This is a genomic window from Thioclava sp. PTB-PU3-1 (genome assembly GCF_055666785.1).
The window spans coordinates 1,106,548-1,126,774 of the sequence record NZ_JBVNVL010000001.1; the positions used below are offsets into that span (position 1 = coordinate 1,106,548).

Genomic DNA, 20,227 nt, shown 5'->3' on the forward strand with positions numbered 1-20,227 from the left:
GCGCGGCGACGCTCAGCCTGCGCGGCGCTGAGATCCGAAGAGAAACGCCGCCAACTGCGAAGTCGGCACTGGCTTGGTGAGCATCTCGACCTGCGCTGCCGCAGCCATCTTGCGCAACTCTTCTGAACGATCCGCAGTAACCAAGCGCATCGGAACGGAGCCGATCTTTTGACGCAAGGCGGCAATCAGCTGCAGTCCATCCATTCCATCGCCGAGTTGATAGTCGATAAGGCAGGCGTCCGGCTCTAGCCCCGTTGCCTCGAGAAGTTCCAGCCCCGCTTCGCCGCTATCGACATCGAGAACCGTCGCTCCCCATTTCTCGAGAAGTTGTGTCATCGCGCGTGAGAGATCCGCGTCGTTCTCGACCAGCAACACGACGATATCGCCACCCTCGGGGTCGCGCACCGGTGTCACCACGTCATTTTCGGCCCGTGCTGTCCCTCCAAGCGCGGGCTTCAGGCCCAAAGTGAAGGTTGAACCGCGCCTCGGTGCCGAGCGCAGCGTCAGCGGGTGCCCCAGGACCGCTGCAGCACGTTCCACGATCGCGAGCCCCAGCCCCATGCCTTCCGACGCGGACGCCTTCGCGTTCAGGCGATGGAATTCGTGGAAGATTTTATCCTGATCATCTTCTGCAATCCCCGGGCCGCTATCGCGCACTTCGATCACAAGCTCATCTCGGCGGTGGCGCAAAGCCATCAATACGCCGCCGGTCTCTGTGTAACGGATCGCATTCGAAATCAGATTCTGCAGAATTCGCCGTAGATAAGCGCGATCCGAGACAACGACAGCGTCAGTCGACACGATACGGAAATCGAGCCCCTTGAGACGGGCATGCATGGCGAATTCATCGCGCAGCGCCGCGAATATCGGGCCCAGCGCAACGGGCCCCAGATCGACCGAGACGTGGCCCGATTCCAGCCGAGAAATATCGAGCAATGCGCCGAGAATGCCTTCCACCGACAAGAGTGCGTTTTGTGCCTTCTCGACGGTTCTCGCTGCGATATCTGACGTTTTCTCTTCGCCCAGCGATGCGAGATAGAGTTTTGCTGCCGACAAGGGTTGGAGAAGGTCGTGGCTTGCGGCGGCCACGAACCGGGCGCGCGATGCGTTGGCGCGTTCGGCACTGGCAAGCGCATCCTCCAACTCCAGCGTGCGCTCGGTCACGCGCGCCTCCAGCGTCTCGTTCACGCGGCTCAGCCCTTCGATCGCGTGCCGCTCCGCCGAGACATCGGAGAGCGACATGACAAAGCCACCGTCAGGCAATTCCTGCGCAAAGATCTCGAAGACCTTGCCGCCCTCCCGCGTCACCTCGACCTCGAACTGGTCGCGGCGCAGCGCACGCCGCACCCAATCCCCGAGACGATGCGCAGAGAGCCCGTTGGGAAAGGTGAACTGGTCGCGAACCTGTTCCAGGATCGCGTCGAAATGCATCCCTTCGCGCAGCCGGTTGCGCGGCAGAAGAAGAAATTCGCCAAGCCGCGCGTTCCAGCCCAGAAGCTGCAACCGCGAGTCGAAAATGCAGACGCCGAGTTTCAGGTGCTCCAGCGTCGCGCGCAGGATTTTCGCCTGATCGTCGAGGAGCCGCCCCCGTTTCTCCCTTTCGGCGCGGATCAGATCCGTCACCTCCGTCTGCAAGATAACCGTCCCGCCATCATGCGTGCGATGTTCGCTGACTTGCATCCAGCGGTCGTCCCCCATCCGCTGGTTCAAAATGAAGTGGTGCTCGGCATGGCGCGCGCGGCGCATTGCGATCCAGTCGCCACGGCTCATCCCGTCGGACATGTGCAGATGCGTCGATCCCGCCACGAGTTCGAGGTAGTCGTCAAACTGCATCCCCGGCACGATCTCGTCACGCACGTCATCAAGAAGCGCGTTGAAACGCGAATTGGCCATCACGAGCACGTCCTGGGCGTCGAATAGCGCAAACCCATCCTGCACGGTCTCGATCGCCGCGGCGAGGTTTTGCCGCGCGGTTTCGGTCTCGCGGTTCGCATCGGCCAATCGCGCATTCGAAACGTTGAGAAGATCGAGCGCCCGTTCCAGATCACGCGTGCGCGCGCGGACCTGTTCTTCGAGCATTGCGGCGCGCTGGAACTGGGCGAAGGCGGCTCCCCGGTCCTCGTTCATCTCCTCGGAATGTTGGATCAGCGCCTCAGCGATGGTCAGAAGTTTCGCGTTCTGACGCTCCAACGTATCGCCGGGATCGAGCAGCGAAACGGCCAGGGACTGCCTCATGGCTCCATCCCCGATGGTTCAGGCGGGAAGAAAGCCACGCCAGTCATGGTCTGGTTCACATGCATTGCGCCGATCTGTTCGCCATAGGTCGAAAAACCGACCACGCCATGGCGCGCCAGCGTATCGGAAACAGCGCGGGCGCATTGCTTGCCCTCAGCTTCGAAGCGGCGAAAGATGCAATCAAATCCCAGCACGGCCGAAGGTCTGCGACTGGCCGAGAGCGCGTCAAGTTCGCGCGCCAAATGAGCGGAGATATCGTCAGGGCGGCCCAGGGTCAGGACCAAGCCGGCATCGATCGCGGCGAAGAATATCAGCGATTCTCCCGGCCCGACTTGCTGGATCGAACGCGCGTGATAACGCCCGCCGACGCGCACGAGGATCGGGTTCGCGGCAAAGACTGTCGGCGAAAGGTCGGCGACGCTGAGCCCCAGCAGCCTCGCGTATTCGCGGGCTGCCGGTTCGTCATTGATCCGCAGCACCGAACGCGCGCCGGGATCGGCCATTGTCACCACCATTCGCGAGGAGGTGGGCTGCAAGTGGTTAAATGAAAACAGCTTCACCTCGCAGGCGGAACGGACAAGCGTCAGGATTCCTGCATTCTCGAAACGCCGTCCGCGGGCAAACAACTCGGCACGCTCGAACTTGTTGCCGTCCCCCGCCGACCCCCCGAACACTGGCACCGGCCCGAGCCCACCGGACAGTGCGGAAACCAGCTGGTCCTCCTGCCCCGAAAGGCCGTCAACCAACAGGATCGCGAATTCATTCGCCCGCTCGAACGCGAGACGCCCGAGGCTTTGCCGGGCGCGCAACAGCTCGGACACCAGCGCTTTCGTATCAAGCCGGTCTAGATCTTCGATGATCAAAGTCTCAGTGGAAAATCCCTTCACCGGTAGCGCGAAGCCCACTATCTGGCCTTCATCGTAGCCGTTCCCGGTGATCTCTCCGGCAGTGGTGCAGCCTACGACTTCAGCGCCAGGGAAGAGCGCGCGACCTTCTTGCACGAGACTGTCGAGATCGGCGCCGGGATCAACGAAGAGAAAAACCTGAGCAAACGGGCCTTCACCCAGATCTTCCGCGATCCGGCGCAGTGAATCCGGCGCCTGCGCAGGCGCATAGGCAGAGCGCGGACAGCCTGGGCCGGCGCGCGAGTCGTGAATATCCAGCATATCTCCTCCCTGAACGGAAAGATTAGCCTGCCCTCCAGCCTTCGGGCAATCCCGTCATACTCTGCGCCTCGCGCGCGATCAGGACTGCCTGCGTGCGCGAGCAAACGCCGAGCTTGCGCATGATCGCGGTCACATGCGCTTTCACGGTGGTCTCGGCAATATCGAGGTCGAAGGCGATCTGCTTGTTCATTTTGCCTTCGCAGATCTGCTCGAGGATATTCGCCTGTTGCCGGGTGAGCTGGCTGAGACGTCGGATCGCCTCGTCCTGAGGAGAAATACCGTTGCCCCCGGCCAGCGCCTCGCCACTCGTCTCCGGCACGAAGACCTCACCGCGGCTGATTGCGGCGAAAGCGGCCCTGAACAACTCGCGCCGCGAATGTTTGGGCACGAAACCTGCCGCACCCGCGAGGATCGCCGAGCGGATCACCCGCGGTTCGTCGAGCGAGGAAACGACGACGATCGGTTTGTCCGGGGCAGCCTGTTTGAGCCGCATCAACCCGTCGAGCCCGTTAACGTCCGGCAGGTTCAGGTCGAGCACGATAACGTCCGGTGCGGCCCCCTCTTCAATCATTTGTATCGCGTCGCCCAGACGCTCCGCCTGTGCGACTGTCTCGATCCCCGCAACGGCCTGCAGGGTCATGGCCAGCGCGTCGCAGAATAACGGATGATCTTCGACGATCATCGCCGCATTGAATTCGACCCTCTTCGGACTGACAGCGCGATCCTTCATAATGCGTCCTTCGGCATGGCTTGGGCGGAACCTCGCCCGCCTTTTCTTTAGCCTATCGCGCCCCTCTGACCTGTCATACTGGCAAAAAGTCTTATCCCGCCGAAACGCGCGACAGAGTCGGCATGGAACGTGAAAGGGCGCGAAGGTTTCCCTTCGCGCCCAGGCATTTCGTTGATGATCAAGCAATCAGTTAGCCGAGGCCAACTGCTTGGGCAGGCGGAACGTCCAGACCATGCCGCCTTGATTGAGATAGTTCACATGCTTGGCCACCTCGCCACCCCAGAGCGGCACCGCGCCGCCCCAGCCGGACATGACGGAAACATATTGCTCGCCATCTTCTTCCCAGGTGATCGGCTGACCGACAATCCCAGAGCCGGTCTGGAACGACCAAAGCTCTTCGCCGGTCTCGTCGTCGAGAGCCATGAACTTGCCCTCGGGGGTGCCGAAGAACACGAGACCGCCCGCGGTGGCCATCGTGCCACCCCAGAGCGGCGCGTCATTCTTGTATTCCCACTTCACCTCACCGGTCGCGGGGTCCATCGCCTTGAGCGAACCGATGTAATCCTCGAAGAGCGGCTTGATCGTGAAGCCCGCACCCAGATAGGCCGCGCCCTTCTTGTAGGAGATCGGCTCGTTCCAGATATCCATGCCCCATTCGTTCGAGGGCACATAGAACAGGCCGGTCTTCTGGCTGTAGCTCATCGGCATCCAGTTCTTGCCACCGAGGAACGAAGGCACCGCGAAGACCTGCTGACCTTTGCCATCCTCCGAGCTGGTGTTCGGCGCACCGGGGCGCATTTCCTCATTATAGATCGGGCGACCGTTCTCATCGATGCCCTTCGCCCAGTTGATATCCTTCACGAAAGGATAGGCCGCAATAAATTTACCATCGTCGCGGTTCAGCACGTAGAAGAAGCCGTTGCGATCGGCGGTGGCGAAACGCTTGTTGCCGTCCTTGTCCGTGAAGGCCACGACTTCGTTCACGCCGTCGAAATCCCAACCCTCGCGCGGAGTGGTCTGGAAGTGCCATTTGATTTCGCCGGTCTTTGGGTCGATGCCCAGACGCGAAGCCGCATACAGGTTGTCGCCGCTGCCGTCATTCTTCTCGCCAGCATTGCGCAGCCAGGAGTTCCAAGGCGCCGGGTTGCCCGCCCCGAAGATGAGCGTATCGGTGTCGGCGTCATAGGAACCGCCAAGCCAGGTCGCGCCGCCGCCGGTTTTCCACATGTCGCCCGGCCAGGACGCGTTGAGCGTGCCGGTCATGGTGCTCTCTTCACCATTGAGCGTGCCCATGTGGCCTTCGATTGTCGGACGCGTCCAGACCAGCTCGCCGGTCTCGGCGTCTCGTGCCTGCACCTCACCGACGATGCCGAACTCGCCGCCAGAATTGCCGGTGATGACCATTCCGTTAACGATCAAGGGCGCGGCGGTGTAGGAATACCCTTCCTTGTAATCGGCGATCTTCTTGTTCCAGACCGTCTTGCCGGTCTTGCGGTCGAGCGCCACGATGCGCGCGTCGAGCGTGCCGAAATAAATGTTGTCGCCATAGATCGCGGCGCCGCGGTTGATCACGTCACAGCATGGCAGGATGCCTTCGGGGAGGCGCGCGTCATATTGCCAGATCTCCTCGCCGGATTTCAGGTCGATCGCCCACATACGCGAATAGGAACCCGTTACATACATGACCCCGTCATAAACGAGCGGCTGGCTTTCCTGACCGCGCTGCTTCTCGCCGCCAAGGCTGAAGGCCCAGGCCGGAACGAGGTTCTTCACGTTGTCCTTGTTGAGGGTTTCCAACGGCGAATAACGCTGCAGATGGCGCCCCATCCCGTTGGTGAGCACGTTATCGGTGCTGGTCTGGTCATTGGCCAGATCCTCCTCGGTCACACCGGCGCTCACAGCCGTTCCGAGACAGGAAATGGCAACGACGGCTGCCAATACAAATCTGTTCATCATGTCCTCCCTTTGGTCTCCCGCCCGTGGTGCGACGCGGGGGTCACGCGCACTCACGATGCATCACGGCTCAAGTATCGACGGCGGGATCGCGGCGTATATTGTCCATTGGTCTTACGCCCTGTGCGACCCCGCCCGGACCGAACCGGACCGTCAAAGCCACCGCGCGGCCGGGAGGAACGACGACGCGGAAGAGATCAATTCAACGATGTCAGATAGGTGACGATGAAATCCTGCACTGTCGGATCCTCGATCCCGACATGGCGCATCTTGGTGCCGGGGACGAATTTGTCATTGTCCTCCATCCAGGCGCGCAGCGCGCCGGGCGTCCAGACAAAGCCCGCAGCCTTCAGCGCCTCGGAATATGGATAGCCTTGATAGGTGCCCGCACGACGACCGACGACACCATTCAAGAGCGGACCGTAGCTCGCCTTGTCGGCATCGACCGAGTGGCAACGCATGCAGGAGGTCTCGAATAGAGCTCCACCAGCATCTGTCTTGACCTTCTTATAGGTCTCGGCAGCGGCCGGAAGGCTCAGGCAGATCAGGACGGTGGCGGCCAGGACGGGGCGAAACATCGGAGAACCTCTTCTTCATTGCGACTGTCTTTCGCCCCGCACAATGCCCCTGTCTCCGAGCGGCGGGCTTGATCCGCATCAAGCTCACCCCCCTACCTTGGTCGTAGATCACACTGGTTCGGGCAGCCGGGTCGCGTATGGGAAGAGGAAGACCCGGCCGCCGCCCGCATCCGGTCAAGAGACCGGCGCGTATTTCCAATTGTCGGCATCGGGCGTGACTTCATCGAGGTCGTAACCCGCTCCCTGAAGCCGCTGCGCCGTGGGAAGACCTGCCTTTGCCGCGCGATCCACGAGTGCCCGCCCCGCCGCCTCGTCGCGCGCGACGCCGCGTCCGCGCATCAGGTCGAGCCCGCGATTGAACATCCCCACCGAGTCGCCCAGATCGGCGGCGCGCTTGTCCCAGTCAGCGGCTGCGCCCGGATCGAGGGGGCCACCCAGACCGTTGTCGTCGAGCTGGCTCATCCACGTCATCGCCCCTGTCCAACCGTCGCGCGAGCATCGCTCGAAGAGCTGACGCGCTTCGGCATGACGGCCCGACTTGGTGATCAGGTAGCCCATCGCGCAATTGGTCATCGAGGTCTCACCTCGCCCGACGTCGCGCAGCGCCCGGTCGAGCGACAACTCCTCGGGGTTCAGGTCCCCGTGGAGATCTCCGCCCTCATCCGATTGCTGGGCCACGGCACCAAGGGGCACGCTCACCACCAGAATAGCCGTGCAGATCATCGCGCGCATCGCATTCCCCTCCTGCTCCGATGAAACCTTCCTTCGCACGATCCTAGCATAGCCGCGGCGAGTGCGCCCGCAGGTGCGGCTTATACCTTGGTCGTATTGCACCTTGCACCTCCGCTTCGCAGCATGGCGTTGCCGGAGGAGTCCGGCATGGGAGGAAATCTTTGCGAATCCAATGGCTCATCGGGGTTTGTGCCGCGCTGCTCCTTGGCGCGCCTGCGTCATCGGAAACGTTGCGCATCGACTGGCTGGAGCATCAGGTCACGCCGCCGCCGATTCTCTCGAACATAGCGGCGGTTCCCGAGAGTCTGGGTCTCGACGGCACGCGGCTTGCGATCGGCGACATCCGCACGACCGGGCGCTTTACCGGGCAGGATTACGCATTGAACGAAACCGTCATCGCCCCCCAAGACGATTTTCTGGGTGCCGCGAAATCCGTGCTGGCTGACGGCGCGAAGGTGCTCGTCGTCAAAGCCCCTGCCCCGGACCTGCTGGCGTTAGCCGACCTGCCCGAAGCAAAGGACGTGCTTATCCTCGATGCCTCGACGCAGGACGATGCGCTGCGTGGTGATGACTGCCGCAGGAACGTGCTGCACACTGCACCTAGCTATGCGATGCGCGCGGATGCGCTGGCGCAGTTCATCCTTTTCAAGAAATGGCGCAAGCTGGCCCTGATCTCCGGGCAATTGCCCGAGGACCTGGCCTTCACTGCCGCACTGAAACGCGCGCTCACCAAATTCGGCCTGACGCTCGCGGGCGAGAAGGAATGGGCCTTCGATGCCGATATGCGCCGGGCGGCTGCTGCCGAGGTGCCGCTCTTTACGCAAGACCTCCCCGATCACGACCTCCTACTCGTCTCCGACGAGCCGGGAGATTTCGCGCGTTACATCGCCTATAACAGCTGGCTTCCGCGCCCGTTGGCGGGCTCTGAAGGGCTGAAACCCGTGGGCTGGTCGGGCGTGGTCGAGCAATATGGCGCGGCGCAGCTGCAAAACCGTTTCCGCGAAGCCGCAGGCCGCGAGATGGCGCAGGGCGATTTCGCCGCTTGGGTCGCGGTTGCGGCTCTGGGCGAGGCTTTCACCCGCACGCAATCGACGGACCCTGCGACCCTGCGCCGCTACCTGCTCTCGGACGAATTTCGCCTCGCGGGTTTCCTCGGCCGACCGCTCTCGTTTCGCAACTGGAACGGTCAGCTGCGTCAGCCGATCCCGCTGGTGACCGAGCGTGCGCTGACCGCGCTCGCCCCGCTCGAAGGCTTTCTGCACCAAACCAACGAGCTCGACACACTGGGCATCGACGCCCCCGAATCCACCTGCGCCGCCTTCGGAGACAGCCAATGATCCGCGCCCTTCTTCTGACGACCCTGCTCGCGAGCCCGGCCTTCGCGGACGAAGTCTGGGTCACCAACGAAGCTGACAACACGGTCTCGGTGATCGACGCAAATAGCCTCAAAGTGCTGCACAGTTTCGATACCGGGGAACGTCCACGCGGGATCACATTCAGCCGCGATTTCAAACGAGTCTATATCTGTGCCTCGGACAGCGACGCGGTGCAGGTGATGGACCCCGATACCGGCGAGATCCTGCACGATCTGCCTTCAGGCGAAGACCCCGAGCAGTTCGTGATCGCCCCGGACGACCGGCTTCTCTACATCGCGAACGAGGATGACGCGATCACCACTGTGGTCGACACCCAAACCCGAAAAGTGGTGGCGCAAATCGATGTCGGCGTCGAACCCGAAGGCATGGGTATTTCGCCCGACGGGAAGGTTCAGGTGACGACCTCGGAAACGACGAACATGGCGCATTGGATCGACACCGAAACGCACAAGATCATCGCAAATTCCCTCGTCGATCCGCGCCCGCGCCATGCCGAGTTCAGTCCGGACGGCGCGCAGCTCTGGGTCAGTTCCGAGATCGGCGGCACGGTCGCGATCTTCGATACCTCGGACCACAGTGAGATCGGCAAGATTTCCTTCACGCTTAAGGGCGTGCGCCCTGAGAAGATCCAGCCCGTCGGCATGCGGTTCTCGCCCGACGCCTCGAAGGTTTTCATTGCGCTCGGGCCGGCGAACCATATCGCAGTTGTGGATGCAAAGACGCTCGAGGTCGAAAAATACATCCTCGTCGGGCGCCGTGTCTGGCACATGACGACCTCGCCGGATCAGACGAAACTGTTCACGACGAACGGTGTCTCTGGCGATGTGACGGTGATCGATATCGCCACGCTCGAGCCGATCGACACCGTGAAAGTCGGCCGCTTCCCTTGGGGCGCAGCCGCACGCCCGACCTCCAAATGACGAGGCTTTCCATGTTTTCAAAAATTCTGAAAGTCAGTTTGATCGCCGCGCTCTGCGCCGGTCCCGCCTGGGCCGATGACGATGCGGCCCCGCTGGCGGGCCTTTTGTCGGGTCACAACAAGGAAGACCTCTCCGAAGTGACCCTCTCGGTGGGCGAGCCGCTGGGCGGTCCCTGGACGCTGCAATCGGGTAGATATTACGAGGTCGAGATCACCGCCGACGGGTCAGGCGAAATCGGGCTCGAAAGCGACGGCTTCTTTCGCGCGATTTGGGTCGACGAGGTGGTGATCCGCGGGCTGGAGGTCCGCCCGATGGGTCTTGCCTCCATCGAGTTCGACCGCGCAGGCACGATGGAGATCGGGTTCATCGCGATCAAGCCGGGTCGCTACGACCTGCACATACCCGGCTCGACCGGTGAGGATCAGCGGCTGGAGATCTTGATTGAGTGACGCGCCTGCCCTGCATGTTGCGGGCCTCAGCCATGACTGGGGCCGCAAACCCGCGCTGCGCGATGTGGGGTTCCGCGTCGAGAAGGGGCGCTTCTGCGCACTGCTTGGCCCCAACGGCGCAGGCAAATCGACGCTGATGTCGGTTTTGACCGGACTGATCCGGCCCGCCCCCGGCGTGGTCACGATCTCCGGTCACGACATGGCACGCGCCCGGCGCAAGGCGCTGGCCGAGATCGGCGTCGTCTTCCAGCAGCCGACTCTCGATCTCGATCGCTCGGTTCGCGCAAATCTACGCTATTTCGCAGCGCTACACGGGCTCGGCAGCAAACTCGCCGATCGTCGCATCTCGGAAGCGCTCGACCGTCTGGGCATGGCCGAACGTGCCGAAGAAAAACTGCGCGCGCTTAATGGCGGGCACCGGCGCCGGATGGAGATCGCCCGCGCGCTGCTTCATCGGCCCCGGCTCCTTTTGCTCGACGAGCCGACGGTAGGTCTCGACGCGCCTGCCCGCAGCGCGATCACCGCCCATGTCCATCAACTCGCCCAAGACGGAATAGCCGTGCTCTGGGCCACCCATCTCGCCGATGAATTACGCCCGGAGGATCAGGTCGTGGTGCTACAGAAAGGTCAGGTGAAAGAGCAAGGCGACGTCCGGGGCTTGAGCAAGAACAGCCTCCTAGCTGACTGGTTCTCCCAGGCGATGGGCGAAACGGCATGAGCGCGCTCTCCGCCGCCTCCGCCATCGTCTCGCGCGAACTCGCTCGCTTCTTCACGCAACGCGAGCGGTTCCTCGCAGCTCTCGTGCGCCCGCTCGTCTGGCTCTTCATCTTCGCGGCGGGCTTTCGGGCGGCACTGGGCTTGTCGATCATCCCCCCCTACCGAACCTATATTTCCTATGAGACCTATATCCTGCCCGGTCTCTGCGCGATGATCTTGCTGTTCTCCGGAATGCAAAGTTCTCTCAGCCTCGTCCACGATCGCGAGAATGGTGCGATGAGGCTGATGCTGACAGCGCCTCTGCCGCGATGGTTCATGCTTGGCGCGAAACTGCTCGCCGGCGCGCTGGTCGGGATGGTGCAGGTCGCGGCCTTCCTTGCCATAGCGGCGCTCTTCGGATTGCGCGCACCGTCGACGGGATATGTGACCGTCGTCCCCGCGCTTTTGCTTGCGGCAATCATGTTGGGAGCGCTTGGCTTGCTCCTGTCCTCGCGTATCAGGCAGCTGGAGAATTTCGCAGGGATCATGAACTTCGTGATCTTCCCGATGTTCTTCTGCTCTTCGGCACTCTACCCGATATGGAAAATGCAGGAGAGCTCTCCGCTTCTCGCCAGGTTATGCGAGATCAATCCCTTCACCCAAGCAGTCGAATTGATCCGCTTCGCGCTCTACGGCCAGCTGAACCTCGCAGCTCTCGGTTGGACCGCATTGGCGAGCTTAGTGTTCTTCGCCGTTGCGATCTGGGGTTACGAACCCGCCCGCACCCGCTCTTGAACGAGCCGTGCCGGGCGTCCCTCGACCCGGGCAAACCGTGTGGCCAGCGCATCGAGTTCGCCTGCCGCATGGCTCGCAATCACCACCGCCGCATGGGTTTCCGCGATCAAGCCAGCGGTCAGTTCCAGCAGGCCTTCCACCCTCGCATCGTCAAGCGAGGCAAAGGGCTCGTCCATTAACAGCACATCGGGGCGCATCACGAAGGCCCGGGCCAGCCCCACGCGCCGCGCCTGACCGACCGAAATCTGCCCGGGCCAGTGATCCTCAAGGCCGGCCAGCCCGACCCGATCAAGCATCGCACGCGCCTGTGTCTCGGTGGCTGAAGTCGGCAGCGTCACATTGTCGATCACGCGGCGCCAAGGCATCAGCGTCGGGTTCTGAAACACCATTGCGCGGCGACCCTCCACTCTGAGGCTTCCCTCGAAGCGATGGTCGAGCCCAGCCAGCAGTCGCAACAGGGTTGTCTTGCCTGCACCTGACGCTCCCGATAGCCCCAGCACCTCGCCGCGCGCGACATCGAGCTTCATAGGTCCAAGCACAGGTATGCCACTGAAGGATTTCTCTGTCAGCTCCAGCCGGATCATCTTTGTCTCCAGCGTGAAGCGCGCTGCGCAAGCGGCGCGAGCAGGCCCCATTCCACCGCGAGCATCACGGCGACGAAGGCAAGCGCATTCGCGAGCACACCCGCGATATCGAACATCTGAAAATCAAGATGAATGCGGAATCCGATCCCGTTGGATCGGCCGAGAAACTCGACGACAAGCACGATCTTCCAGATCAGTGCCAACCCCGCGCGCGCCGAAGCCATGATATGCGGCGCGAGCTGCGGGATCAAAATGTGGCGCAGCCGGGCGAACCAGCCCATGCAGTGAAGTCGCGCCATGTCCGACAGGTCGGTGTCGCGCGCCACCATCCCTTCGCGCAGCATCACCGCGACCATTGGGATCTTGTTCAGCGACACAGCCGCGATGGCCGCCCACTCATTCAGCCCGATCCAGAGATAGCAAAGCACGATGGTCACCAGCGCCGGAATATTCAGCGCGACCGTCAACCAGGGCCCAAACCAGCGATCCGCACGACGGCTGCCGCCAAGTGCGATCCCGATCGCCACGCCGAAGCCCATCGCCAGCCCGAAGGCTGCCGTCACCCGTGTGAGCGTGGCGCTCAGGTCTGGCCAAAGGTCACCGCTCACCAATGCCGTCCAGAGAGTCGGGAAAACTATCTGTGGTCCGGGAGCAAGCTGCGGATCGGCCAACCACCAAGCGAGACAGGCCCAGAGCAGAACGAGCGCCATGAGCGAGGCAACGACCACAGGAAGGTTGGGCCAGAGCCGGGCGCGGTTTCGCAGAGCGAAGCTGCGCCCGGTCTCCACGCCAGATCTCTTCCCTTGCGTGATCAAAATTGCGCCCATCGCTCAGTTCGTCAGGAATGTGCCCTCGGGCAGCGATGTCGCGCCGCCCACCAGCTTCTCACCGCCCAGTTTCGCCATGAGACGCAGCATCTTGTCGGCAGCCGCCTCATCGACCGGGCCGGGTGCCGGGACGCCAGCGAGCCATCCCGCCTTGAGCGCCGCGAATTGGGCGTTGCTTTTGGCATTCATGATCGGGCGAAGCCGCGCAAAGGCCTCGTCGTCGGTGGCGAGTTTTTCTTTGGCCGCGCGCGAGGCGGCGACCAAACCCGAGGCTAGCTCCGGTTTCGACTCCACCAAGTCCCCCGACAGAACATAGCCGAGCAGCGGTGTCTCAGGAGAGAGACCAAGCGCGCGCGCGGCATCGCCGACGCTCACCAATTCGCGCATCCCTGCGGCTTCCATCTTCGCACCGAAATGCCAGAAATTGATCGCGCCATCGACTTCGCCCGAAAGCGCCGCTTTCATGATAAGGGGCGGCGCGCCGAAAACCTGCTCGGTCTTGCCCGCCAGATCAAAGCCATCGGCCTGCTCGGCATAGGCCCGCAGTATGAGCCAACTCTTGTCGAGCGGCCCGCCTGCGATGCCGATTTTCTTTCCGTCGAGATCGGCCAGCGTTTTTGCCGGACTGTCCTGAGCGACCAAAAGCCCGCCCACTGCTTTCGAATAAGGAATGAAGCGGTAATCTTCGCCCGTTGCGCGCATCCGCGCGACCCAGAACCAGTCGGTTACGATGGCATCGACCGCCCCGCCCTGCAGCATGATATCGGAGCCCGACTTCCCTGCGACGGGGACCACCTCGAGAGTGAAGCCGTTCTCTCGGTCCAGACCGTAGTGCTTGATCGTGTCCAGCTCCCAATTCACGGTTCCGCCTTCGAGCGCGGCCACCTTCAGCACTGGCAGGTCCGCCGCCCATGCGCTTGCACTCATTGCGAGAGCTGCAATCGCCGCGCCCGCTGCGCGGCTCAATCCGTCAAAAGCCATCTGTTCCTCCCATCTGCGCCCCCCGCCGCTCCTCCGGCGATCACGCATTTGCGACCACAGTATCAGGTCGCGACGGCGCGCCTATTCGACCAAAGGACAATGCCCCTTCCCGCCAGCGGGACCGCGATTGATACCAAGGTCGAATGGTGGCCCGACGCAGCCTCGCGTTATCCAGAAGACAAGCGAGATCTTTTTGGGAGGTTTAGATGCTCAACACCCGTAAGGGCCTGATGGCCGCGCTTCTGGCGCTGGCACTTGCGCCGGTCACCGCCTTTTCGCATGGCGACGTGACACCACAGCCCGTCAACACCGATGCCCTGCCCGACGTTGGCGAGGAATGGCTCAGCGAGAACCCCTATCGCGCCGCGGCGGCCGGTGATGAGGTGTGGGCCAAGGCCGTCCAGATCGGCGACAGCGGCTTCAATCAGAACTGTGCGCGCTGCCACGGGCTGGGTGCGGTTTCGGGCGGTCTGGCGCCGGACCTGCGCTATCTCGAAGCCGAGGAATATGGCGACGAATGGTTTGTTGAACGCTTCCGCCATGGGATGACCCAGAACGGGACCACCAAGATGCCCGCCTTCGGGGAAATCCTCGGTCAGAAAGCAGCCTGGGCAATCCGCACCTATATCGAGACGCGACCTGACGATGGTGCATTGGAGCCCTACTCGGATGAGCTTCACAAGATCCGCGATCAGCTTGCCGCAGGAGAGGCCGACGTCCCCACCGTGATTGCGACGCTCGAGGATATCTCCGGCAAGGTCGATACCGCTTCCGGAGCACCTGTCGCCGACAGCGCTGCGTCCCGCGCAGCACATGAGCTGGAGAAGGATCCGAGCAAGCAGAAGGAAGCGGCGGATATGCTTTCGATCGGCATATCGGCTGCGGAATGATGAGCGTCATCGCACAGGCCCGCGCGGGGCTTGGCGTGCTGGCATTTCTGGGCGGGATGGTCGGAGCCATTCCCGCCTTTGCCGCATGCGAAGGCGTGGCCCCAGAACAGAAATTGCAGAATACCTCGCCACAGGATATCGGGCGCGATCTCGATAGGATTGCCACGGACGGCTATATCGAATTCGCTGTCTATGACGACTATGCGCCCTGGTCCTTCGAGAACGCCGGAAAAGCCGAAGGGATCGATATCGAGATCGGCAAGATTATCGCGGGAGCTCTGGGCGTCGAGCCGCGCTTCCGGCTCGTCTCCGCAGGTGAAACGCTTGACGCCGATTTGCGCAATTATGTCTACAAGGGCGCCGTCGTAAATGGCCGCGTCTCCGACGTGATGCTGCATGTTCCTTATGATGTGGATTACGCCTGTCGCTTCGATCAGGTCGTTTTCACCGGCATTTACGGCGAGGAACATATCGCCATCGCCTATGACGCCGCGAGCTATCCCGATAAGGGGCCGACCCCGGCGGTCTTCCGTTATGATCCTATCGGTGTCGAGAATGACTCGATTTCCGACTTCTACATGACCGACGTAACCCGTGGACCTTCGGCGGACAAGGTGCATCGCTACCGCAATACCGCGCTCGCGATGAAGGCACTGGCCGATCACGAGGTGATGGCGGTGATGGGCCCGCGTGCCGAGCTGGAAGCCGCGCTTGCGCCCGGCATCGACATCCACGAACCGCCGCTCGGATTGCCGCGCTCGAAATGGGCGATCGGCGTGGCGCTCTCGATGCAGCATCGTCGTCTTGGCTATGCGGTCGATGACGCGATCGCAGCTGCGCTGGAAGACGGGCGGATCGCCAAGGCCTTTGCCGATTACGGCGTGGGATTCACCCCACCGACGCGGTGATCTGCGCGTTCGGGCCGCTTTCGATCTCGCGATCAGAGCGGCCCGTAATTCCCATCGAAATCCACCAGATGGACGGCATCGAGGCCAAGACGGGCCGCGCTACGTGCGATCTCGTCGCGCTCCATGAGCACGAATGCAGTCGAGGCCGCATCTGCGAGCGCCGCGCTCTTTGCCTCGACCGTAACCGTTGACCAGCGCGGGAGCTGCCCTTGGGGCCCCAGGATATGCGAGCCACCCGGCAAAGCGAGCGCTCCCGGCGACGAGGTCGCCATCGCCCGCCCGTCGCGCAGCTGCAGGCGCGCAAGCAATCCAGCGCTTGGATCCAACACCCCAAGATCGAACGGACCGCCGATCGCCGCGAACTCGCCCATGTCGACCAGCACGTCGGAATAGCCCCGCGCAACCAAGAGGTCCCGGACACGGTCAGCCGCATATCCCTGCACGATCCCGTTCAGCGTCAGGGCTTGCCCCGGTCCGAGTCGAATATCAGCCGCAACTCTTACGGTCTCAAAGCCGATTTTCGCACGCAGCGAAGCGCCGCTATTGCCATTTGCCAAGGCATCCCAAAGCGGCTGCACCGTAGGATCGAACGCGCCCAACGTCGCCAGATTCACCCGTCGCGAGAGCGCGAGAACCTCCGACATCGCAGCAGACGGTCGGCAGCGGCCTGTCGCGTTGAGGCGCGTCAATTCGCTTTCGCGATACAAGGAGAACGTGTTCTCGATCTCTTGAATTTCGTCCCGGATCGCGCGCATGTCCTGCCGGTTCCTGACCCCGCCCCTGAGATCGAGCGCGATCTCGGCACCAAATGCCTGTCCAGTCCAGGTCGCTGCCTGCGCGCGGGCTCCGGCACATAGCGCCGCCGCCGAAATTTGCAGGAAACGGCGCCGTTTCATTCTGCTGCCTCCCTCAGGCCGGGGCCGCGTTTTCCCTTTTTCGCGGCTAGCACGAGAGGCACGCAAAGCTTTGGATCGTCATGAATTTTCACGCAATCGAGGCATTGGAAACACTCTGAATACCGTATCTGGCCGGTCTTCGCGATTGCCCCGTAATTGCATCGCACCTTGCACAGCTGACACGGCGAGCCGCAGTCGGCCCGACGCGGGATCCAGCTTCGCAGTCGTAAGAGGCCGCCGAGCCGCATCGCGGCCCCCAAGGGGCAGACGGAGCGGCAAAACCCCTTGAACCAGACCATCGAGACCGCGATCCACCCCGCCGCCCAGAGCACATAGGGCCAGGGTCTGGCGAAATGGGTGGTGATAGCAGTCTTGAAAGGTTCGACCTCGACGGCTTTCTCGATGTGATCGGGCGTGACAAGTGCAATGCCGGTCAGCACAGCCAACGCCACCGGCCCGGTCCAAAGGAGCGCTTGGGCAAGTGACCGTGGCGGCTCCCATTTCGGCAAGTTCAGGAAGCGTCCGATGTGATGCGCGAATTCCTGAATTGCCCCGTAAGGGCAAAGCCAGCCGCAGAAAAATCCGCGCCCCCACAGGAGGAAACCGAGGATCGCCGCCGCCCAGATCAGAAGCGAGAACGGGTCATAGAGGAGCACCTCGAGCGAGCCGTTCCCGGTGAGCGCCCGGATCACCGCGATGGGCGTCACGATAGAGAGTTGCCCCTGCCCCCAATAACCGACGAAGCCGATCGTGATCGCGAGAATCGCAAGCCGCACCGGGGTAAAAAGCCTGAGCGCCGCAAGCCGCGATTGCAGCAGCAGCGCCCCAAACAGCAGCACGAGGAACCCGCTGAGAACCCACAAATCCGTTGCCCGATTGCGAAGCGCCTCACGCCATGGCGGCAAGGCCTCCGGCACTTGCGGGAAAACGAAGAACCGCTCGGGTGTCTTCATCGTGAGACTGAATTTCGCCTCTCCCGCTTCGGGCTGAAACATCCCATGCAGACGAACCGCCTGCGCGGTCAGCTCCCAATCGCGGGAGGGATCGAAACCGAGACGGCGATCCAGCCGGACCACCATCTTCGTCGCGTCCTCAAGCGTCGCCGGGGCATCTTTGGCCAGTTGCGCCAGAATGTCCGCATCGCGCAGCGCCAGCGGCAATCCATCTTGCTGCGCAGAGATCCGATCCGGTGCCGTGTTCCGGACGAAGTCTTCGCTCACCAGCCCCTGTCGGCCGGCCTCGATGAGCAGATAGAGCTCGTCATCCGGCGCACGAGACAGGAAGCGTCGCGTTTCGGCATAGGTCTCGGGAGAAAGCGCAGCTTTTGCAATCGAGTCCGGGCCGAGGTCGATAGCATAGAGATCGAGATAAAGCCCGTTCGGGTCGCTATCGACCGTCGCATCATCGGCGGCCCATTTCGTATTGTCGAACGCCGCGTCTTCCTCTGCGTTCGTGACGCGGAGCCGCCCCACCAGTCCCGCCTCGATAAGGCCTTGCCAGTCAAGCTGCTCGCGATGGTCTGGATCAGGCTTCGGCGGCGGACCGGATTGGATTCCCTTCATCTTCTCACGCGCCACCGCGAGCGTCGCCGCCAAGATTGATTCATGCGCGATCCGCACGCTCGCGGTCGCCTTGGTCACACCATCGAGATAAACGAGATCCGAGCCCGCCCCGGCACCGCCATAAGGCGTGCCGACGACGATCGGCTCGTTGATGGAGTGGCCGCGATACTGTTCGAGAAATTCCCGAAACGGCGCTTCTCCCAGCCCAGACACGAAAACTGGTTCGTGTTGACTGATCAGTTTCACGTCTATGAAGCGCCCTTCCAGATCGAGCATGACCAGCATGTTGATCGGTTTGCCGGAAAAACCCGGCAACGGTGCCAATTCGCCGGTCTCAAAGACATAACCCGCCTCGCCGCCCCCGGAATTGCGGAGCTGCCAGACGCCCTTTTCATTGATTTCATCGCCCACCGCATAAGGTGCAACGACGATATCGGCCACCTGCTCGCGCGAAAGGCTCGCCGCGAAAGCGGGCAATGCCAGAAAGAACCATAGGATGAGCGCGCGCAACATGCGGCGAGTCTAACGATCAGATGGCGCGGCGATATTCGACCTTCGTAGCGAGACGATGAGGTTCCGGTTGCGCTCGGCGCGGCAAGCTTTGCACGCTTGGCATGGAATGCTGTCGCCCGTCGGCTTCGAGCGACAGCGGGAACTGAGACACGAAGGCGTCTAAGAAAGGCGGTGCTATTCACGTTCGAGAGAGTGCAGGTTTGTGGACGGGTCGACGCGGCCCGAGGATTGGATCGGGCGAGATTGGCCGGAGGGTTTGCAAAATCTTTCATGGGACCCAGTGTCCCTCGCCGACCTGAAAATTCCGGTCTGAAAATTTCAGGAAAATTCCATGCTTCGTATCGGAGAGAGTTTGGAGTGGCAGACCTACTAGGGATAACTTTCCCAGAGAGGCGAATTTCGCACTGCTCCCTTTGGGAAACGAACCGCCACGATCAGTCCGAGCGCTGGCCGCTCTCCGGTCTCACGCAATCGTTCTGGATGCGCCTGCGCGCCGAGTGCGCGCAGGGCTTTGGAGGGGGCGGCTTTGATCGGTCAGCCGCCGAAGCGCGGCTCCGGCACGCCTTTCACGCCGAGACCGCGGATCGCGAAAAGGCTGCCGCGTTGAACACCGTCGTCGGGGAAACGCGGCAGCGGCGGTTTTGCCATCGACGTGACGTAGAGCACGTCGAGATCGGGGCCGCCGAACTGGACGCTCGTGACCTTCTTCACTGGCATCGGGATTTCCATGTCGAGTGTGCCGTCCGGCGCGAAGCGACAGATCCGCCCGTCATAGACCAGCGCCATCCAGTAATAGCCCTCCGCATCGACCGTCGCCCCATCCGCGGCGCCCCCGTTCGAGGTATCCGCCTTCGCGAAGGTGCGACGGTTCGAAATGCCGCCCGTCTCGATATCATAGTCGTAAGCCCACATCTCACCGGTCCAGGTATCGGTGAAGTAGAAGGTCTTGTCGTCCGGCGAGAAGCAAGGCCCGTTCGAGCAGATGATCCCCTCCTCGAGCTTGGTAACGCTCAGGTCGGGATCGACGCGGTAGAGTGCGCCCAGCGGCCCCTCCTCCTGCATATCCATCGAACCGGCGAAAAACCGACCGCGCCGGTCGCATTTGCCGTCGTTGATACGGGTCGTTGCGAGGTTGGCTTCCGGGTCGTGCAGCAATTCGCAATCGCCGCTGTCGAAATCCAGCAACCAGAACCCCTTGTCGAGCGAGACGATGGCTCCTTTGCCGTCCTTGCGCACCGCCATCGAACCGATCTTGCCCGGCACATCCCAGGCGCGCAGTTCCGTGCCGTCCGCGGTGCAGCGAAACACCCGTCCATCCATCGAGTCGATGAAATAGAGCCGCTGGCTTTCGACGTCCCAGACCGGGCCCTCACCCAGTGTCGTCTTCACGTCGAGCAGAATATCGATCTGCATGTTGGTCTCCTCCCTTGGTATCC

19 protein-coding genes are annotated in these 20,227 nt (G+C 62.4%); 7 read left to right on the plus strand and 12 right to left on the minus strand.

Features of this window, described 5'->3' with window-relative positions:
* Positions 1-12: 12 nt before the first annotated feature.
* The 6 genes from ACZ7GB_RS05090 to ACZ7GB_RS05115 form a co-directional block, all read right to left on the minus strand.
* Positions 13-2,235 carry a hybrid sensor histidine kinase/response regulator gene (locus tag ACZ7GB_RS05090; RefSeq protein ID WP_472157853.1) on the minus strand — a complete coding sequence of 741 codons (2,223 nt, stop codon included), beginning with the start codon at positions 2,233-2,235 and terminating at the stop codon, positions 13-15.
* Complete coding sequence (locus ACZ7GB_RS05095; protein ID WP_078545503.1) at positions 2,232-3,401, minus strand: FIST N-terminal domain-containing protein; 1,170 nt, start codon at positions 3,399-3,401, stop codon at positions 2,232-2,234. Before ACZ7GB_RS05095 ends, ACZ7GB_RS05090 begins: the two co-directional genes overlap by 4 nt.
* Positions 3,402-3,423: 22 nt before the next feature.
* Positions 3,424-4,131, minus strand: coding sequence for a response regulator (locus tag ACZ7GB_RS05100; RefSeq protein ID WP_078523073.1), 708 nt, complete (start codon positions 4,129-4,131; stop codon positions 3,424-3,426).
* A gap of 186 nt (positions 4,132-4,317) precedes the next feature.
* The gene (locus ACZ7GB_RS05105; RefSeq protein WP_078523113.1) at positions 4,318-6,084 is read right to left on the minus strand and encodes a PQQ-dependent methanol/ethanol family dehydrogenase; all 1,767 of its coding nucleotides are present in this window, start codon (positions 6,082-6,084) and stop codon (positions 4,318-4,320) included.
* 197 nt (positions 6,085-6,281) lie between these two features.
* Positions 6,282-6,662: a c-type cytochrome gene (locus ACZ7GB_RS05110; protein WP_078604215.1), complete on the minus strand. Its 381-nt coding sequence runs from the start codon at positions 6,660-6,662 to the stop codon at positions 6,282-6,284.
* 174 nt (positions 6,663-6,836) lie between these two features.
* A complete protein-coding gene (locus ACZ7GB_RS05115) occupies positions 6,837-7,394 on the minus strand; it encodes a tetratricopeptide repeat protein (RefSeq protein ID WP_472157854.1) in 558 nt (185 codons plus the stop codon).
* 161 nt (positions 7,395-7,555) lie between these two features.
* Here ACZ7GB_RS05115 and ACZ7GB_RS05120 point away from each other — a divergent pair, with 161 nt between their 5' ends.
* From ACZ7GB_RS05120 to ACZ7GB_RS05140, 5 genes are read left to right on the plus strand one after another with little or no spacing between them, the layout of a single operon-like run.
* Positions 7,556-8,731: an ABC transporter substrate-binding protein gene (locus ACZ7GB_RS05120; RefSeq protein ID WP_244176554.1), complete on the plus strand. Its 1,176-nt coding sequence runs from the start codon at positions 7,556-7,558 to the stop codon at positions 8,729-8,731.
* Entirely contained in the window at positions 8,728-9,690 is a 963-nt protein-coding gene (locus ACZ7GB_RS05125) for a YVTN family beta-propeller repeat protein (protein WP_472157855.1), read from the plus strand. The genes ACZ7GB_RS05120 and ACZ7GB_RS05125 overlap by 4 nt, the downstream gene beginning before the upstream one ends.
* A gap of 11 nt (positions 9,691-9,701) precedes the next feature.
* Positions 9,702-10,139, plus strand: coding sequence for a cupredoxin domain-containing protein (locus ACZ7GB_RS05130; protein WP_472157856.1), 438 nt, complete (start codon positions 9,702-9,704; stop codon positions 10,137-10,139).
* Positions 10,132-10,857 (plus strand): ATP-binding cassette domain-containing protein, encoded by a 726-nt coding sequence (locus tag ACZ7GB_RS05135; protein WP_347431044.1) that lies wholly within the window; start codon positions 10,132-10,134, stop codon positions 10,855-10,857. The genes ACZ7GB_RS05130 and ACZ7GB_RS05135 overlap by 8 nt, the downstream gene beginning before the upstream one ends.
* Positions 10,854-11,630 carry an ABC transporter permease gene (locus ACZ7GB_RS05140; protein ID WP_472157857.1) on the plus strand — a complete coding sequence of 259 codons (777 nt, stop codon included), beginning with the start codon at positions 10,854-10,856 and terminating at the stop codon, positions 11,628-11,630. Before ACZ7GB_RS05135 ends, ACZ7GB_RS05140 begins: the two co-directional genes overlap by 4 nt.
* On the opposite strand, the gene ACZ7GB_RS05145 is transcribed toward ACZ7GB_RS05140, so the two are convergent.
* From ACZ7GB_RS05145 to ACZ7GB_RS05155, 3 genes are all read right to left on the minus strand, one after another.
* Positions 11,603-12,214: an ATP-binding cassette domain-containing protein gene (locus ACZ7GB_RS05145; protein WP_078601908.1), complete on the minus strand. Its 612-nt coding sequence runs from the start codon at positions 12,212-12,214 to the stop codon at positions 11,603-11,605. The two genes, ACZ7GB_RS05140 and ACZ7GB_RS05145, sit on opposite strands and share 28 nt — an antisense overlap.
* Entirely contained in the window at positions 12,211-12,822 is a 612-nt protein-coding gene (locus ACZ7GB_RS05150; protein WP_341853189.1) for an ABC transporter permease, read from the minus strand. Before ACZ7GB_RS05150 ends, ACZ7GB_RS05145 begins: the two co-directional genes overlap by 4 nt.
* Positions 12,823-13,044: 222 nt before the next feature.
* Positions 13,045-14,022, minus strand: a complete 978-nt coding sequence (locus ACZ7GB_RS05155) for an ABC transporter substrate-binding protein (protein ID WP_078601910.1) — start codon at positions 14,020-14,022, stop codon at positions 13,045-13,047.
* 206 nt (positions 14,023-14,228) lie between these two features.
* Between ACZ7GB_RS05155 and pedF the strand changes: the two genes are divergently transcribed.
* On the plus strand, positions 14,229-14,912 hold the full coding sequence (gene pedF / locus ACZ7GB_RS05160) for a cytochrome c-550 PedF (protein WP_078545479.1): 684 nt from the start codon (positions 14,229-14,231) through the stop codon (positions 14,910-14,912).
* Positions 14,912-15,820 (plus strand): substrate-binding periplasmic protein, encoded by a 909-nt coding sequence (locus ACZ7GB_RS05165; RefSeq protein WP_093476946.1) that lies wholly within the window; start codon positions 14,912-14,914, stop codon positions 15,818-15,820. Before pedF ends, ACZ7GB_RS05165 begins: the two co-directional genes overlap by 1 nt.
* Before the next feature lie 32 nt (positions 15,821-15,852).
* Here ACZ7GB_RS05165 and ACZ7GB_RS05170 read toward each other — a convergent pair whose 3' ends face one another.
* The 3 genes from ACZ7GB_RS05170 to ACZ7GB_RS05180 form a co-directional block, all read right to left on the minus strand.
* The gene (locus ACZ7GB_RS05170; RefSeq protein WP_472157858.1) at positions 15,853-16,716 is read right to left on the minus strand and encodes an FAD:protein FMN transferase; all 864 of its coding nucleotides are present in this window, start codon (positions 16,714-16,716) and stop codon (positions 15,853-15,855) included.
* Entirely contained in the window at positions 16,713-18,791 is a 2,079-nt protein-coding gene (locus ACZ7GB_RS05175) for a 4Fe-4S binding protein (protein WP_472157859.1), read from the minus strand. Before ACZ7GB_RS05175 ends, ACZ7GB_RS05170 begins: the two co-directional genes overlap by 4 nt.
* 534 nt (positions 18,792-19,325) lie before the next feature.
* Positions 19,326-20,204, minus strand: a complete 879-nt coding sequence (locus tag ACZ7GB_RS05180) for an SMP-30/gluconolactonase/LRE family protein (RefSeq protein ID WP_078540081.1) — start codon at positions 20,202-20,204, stop codon at positions 19,326-19,328.
* Positions 20,205-20,227: the final 23 nt, after the last annotated feature.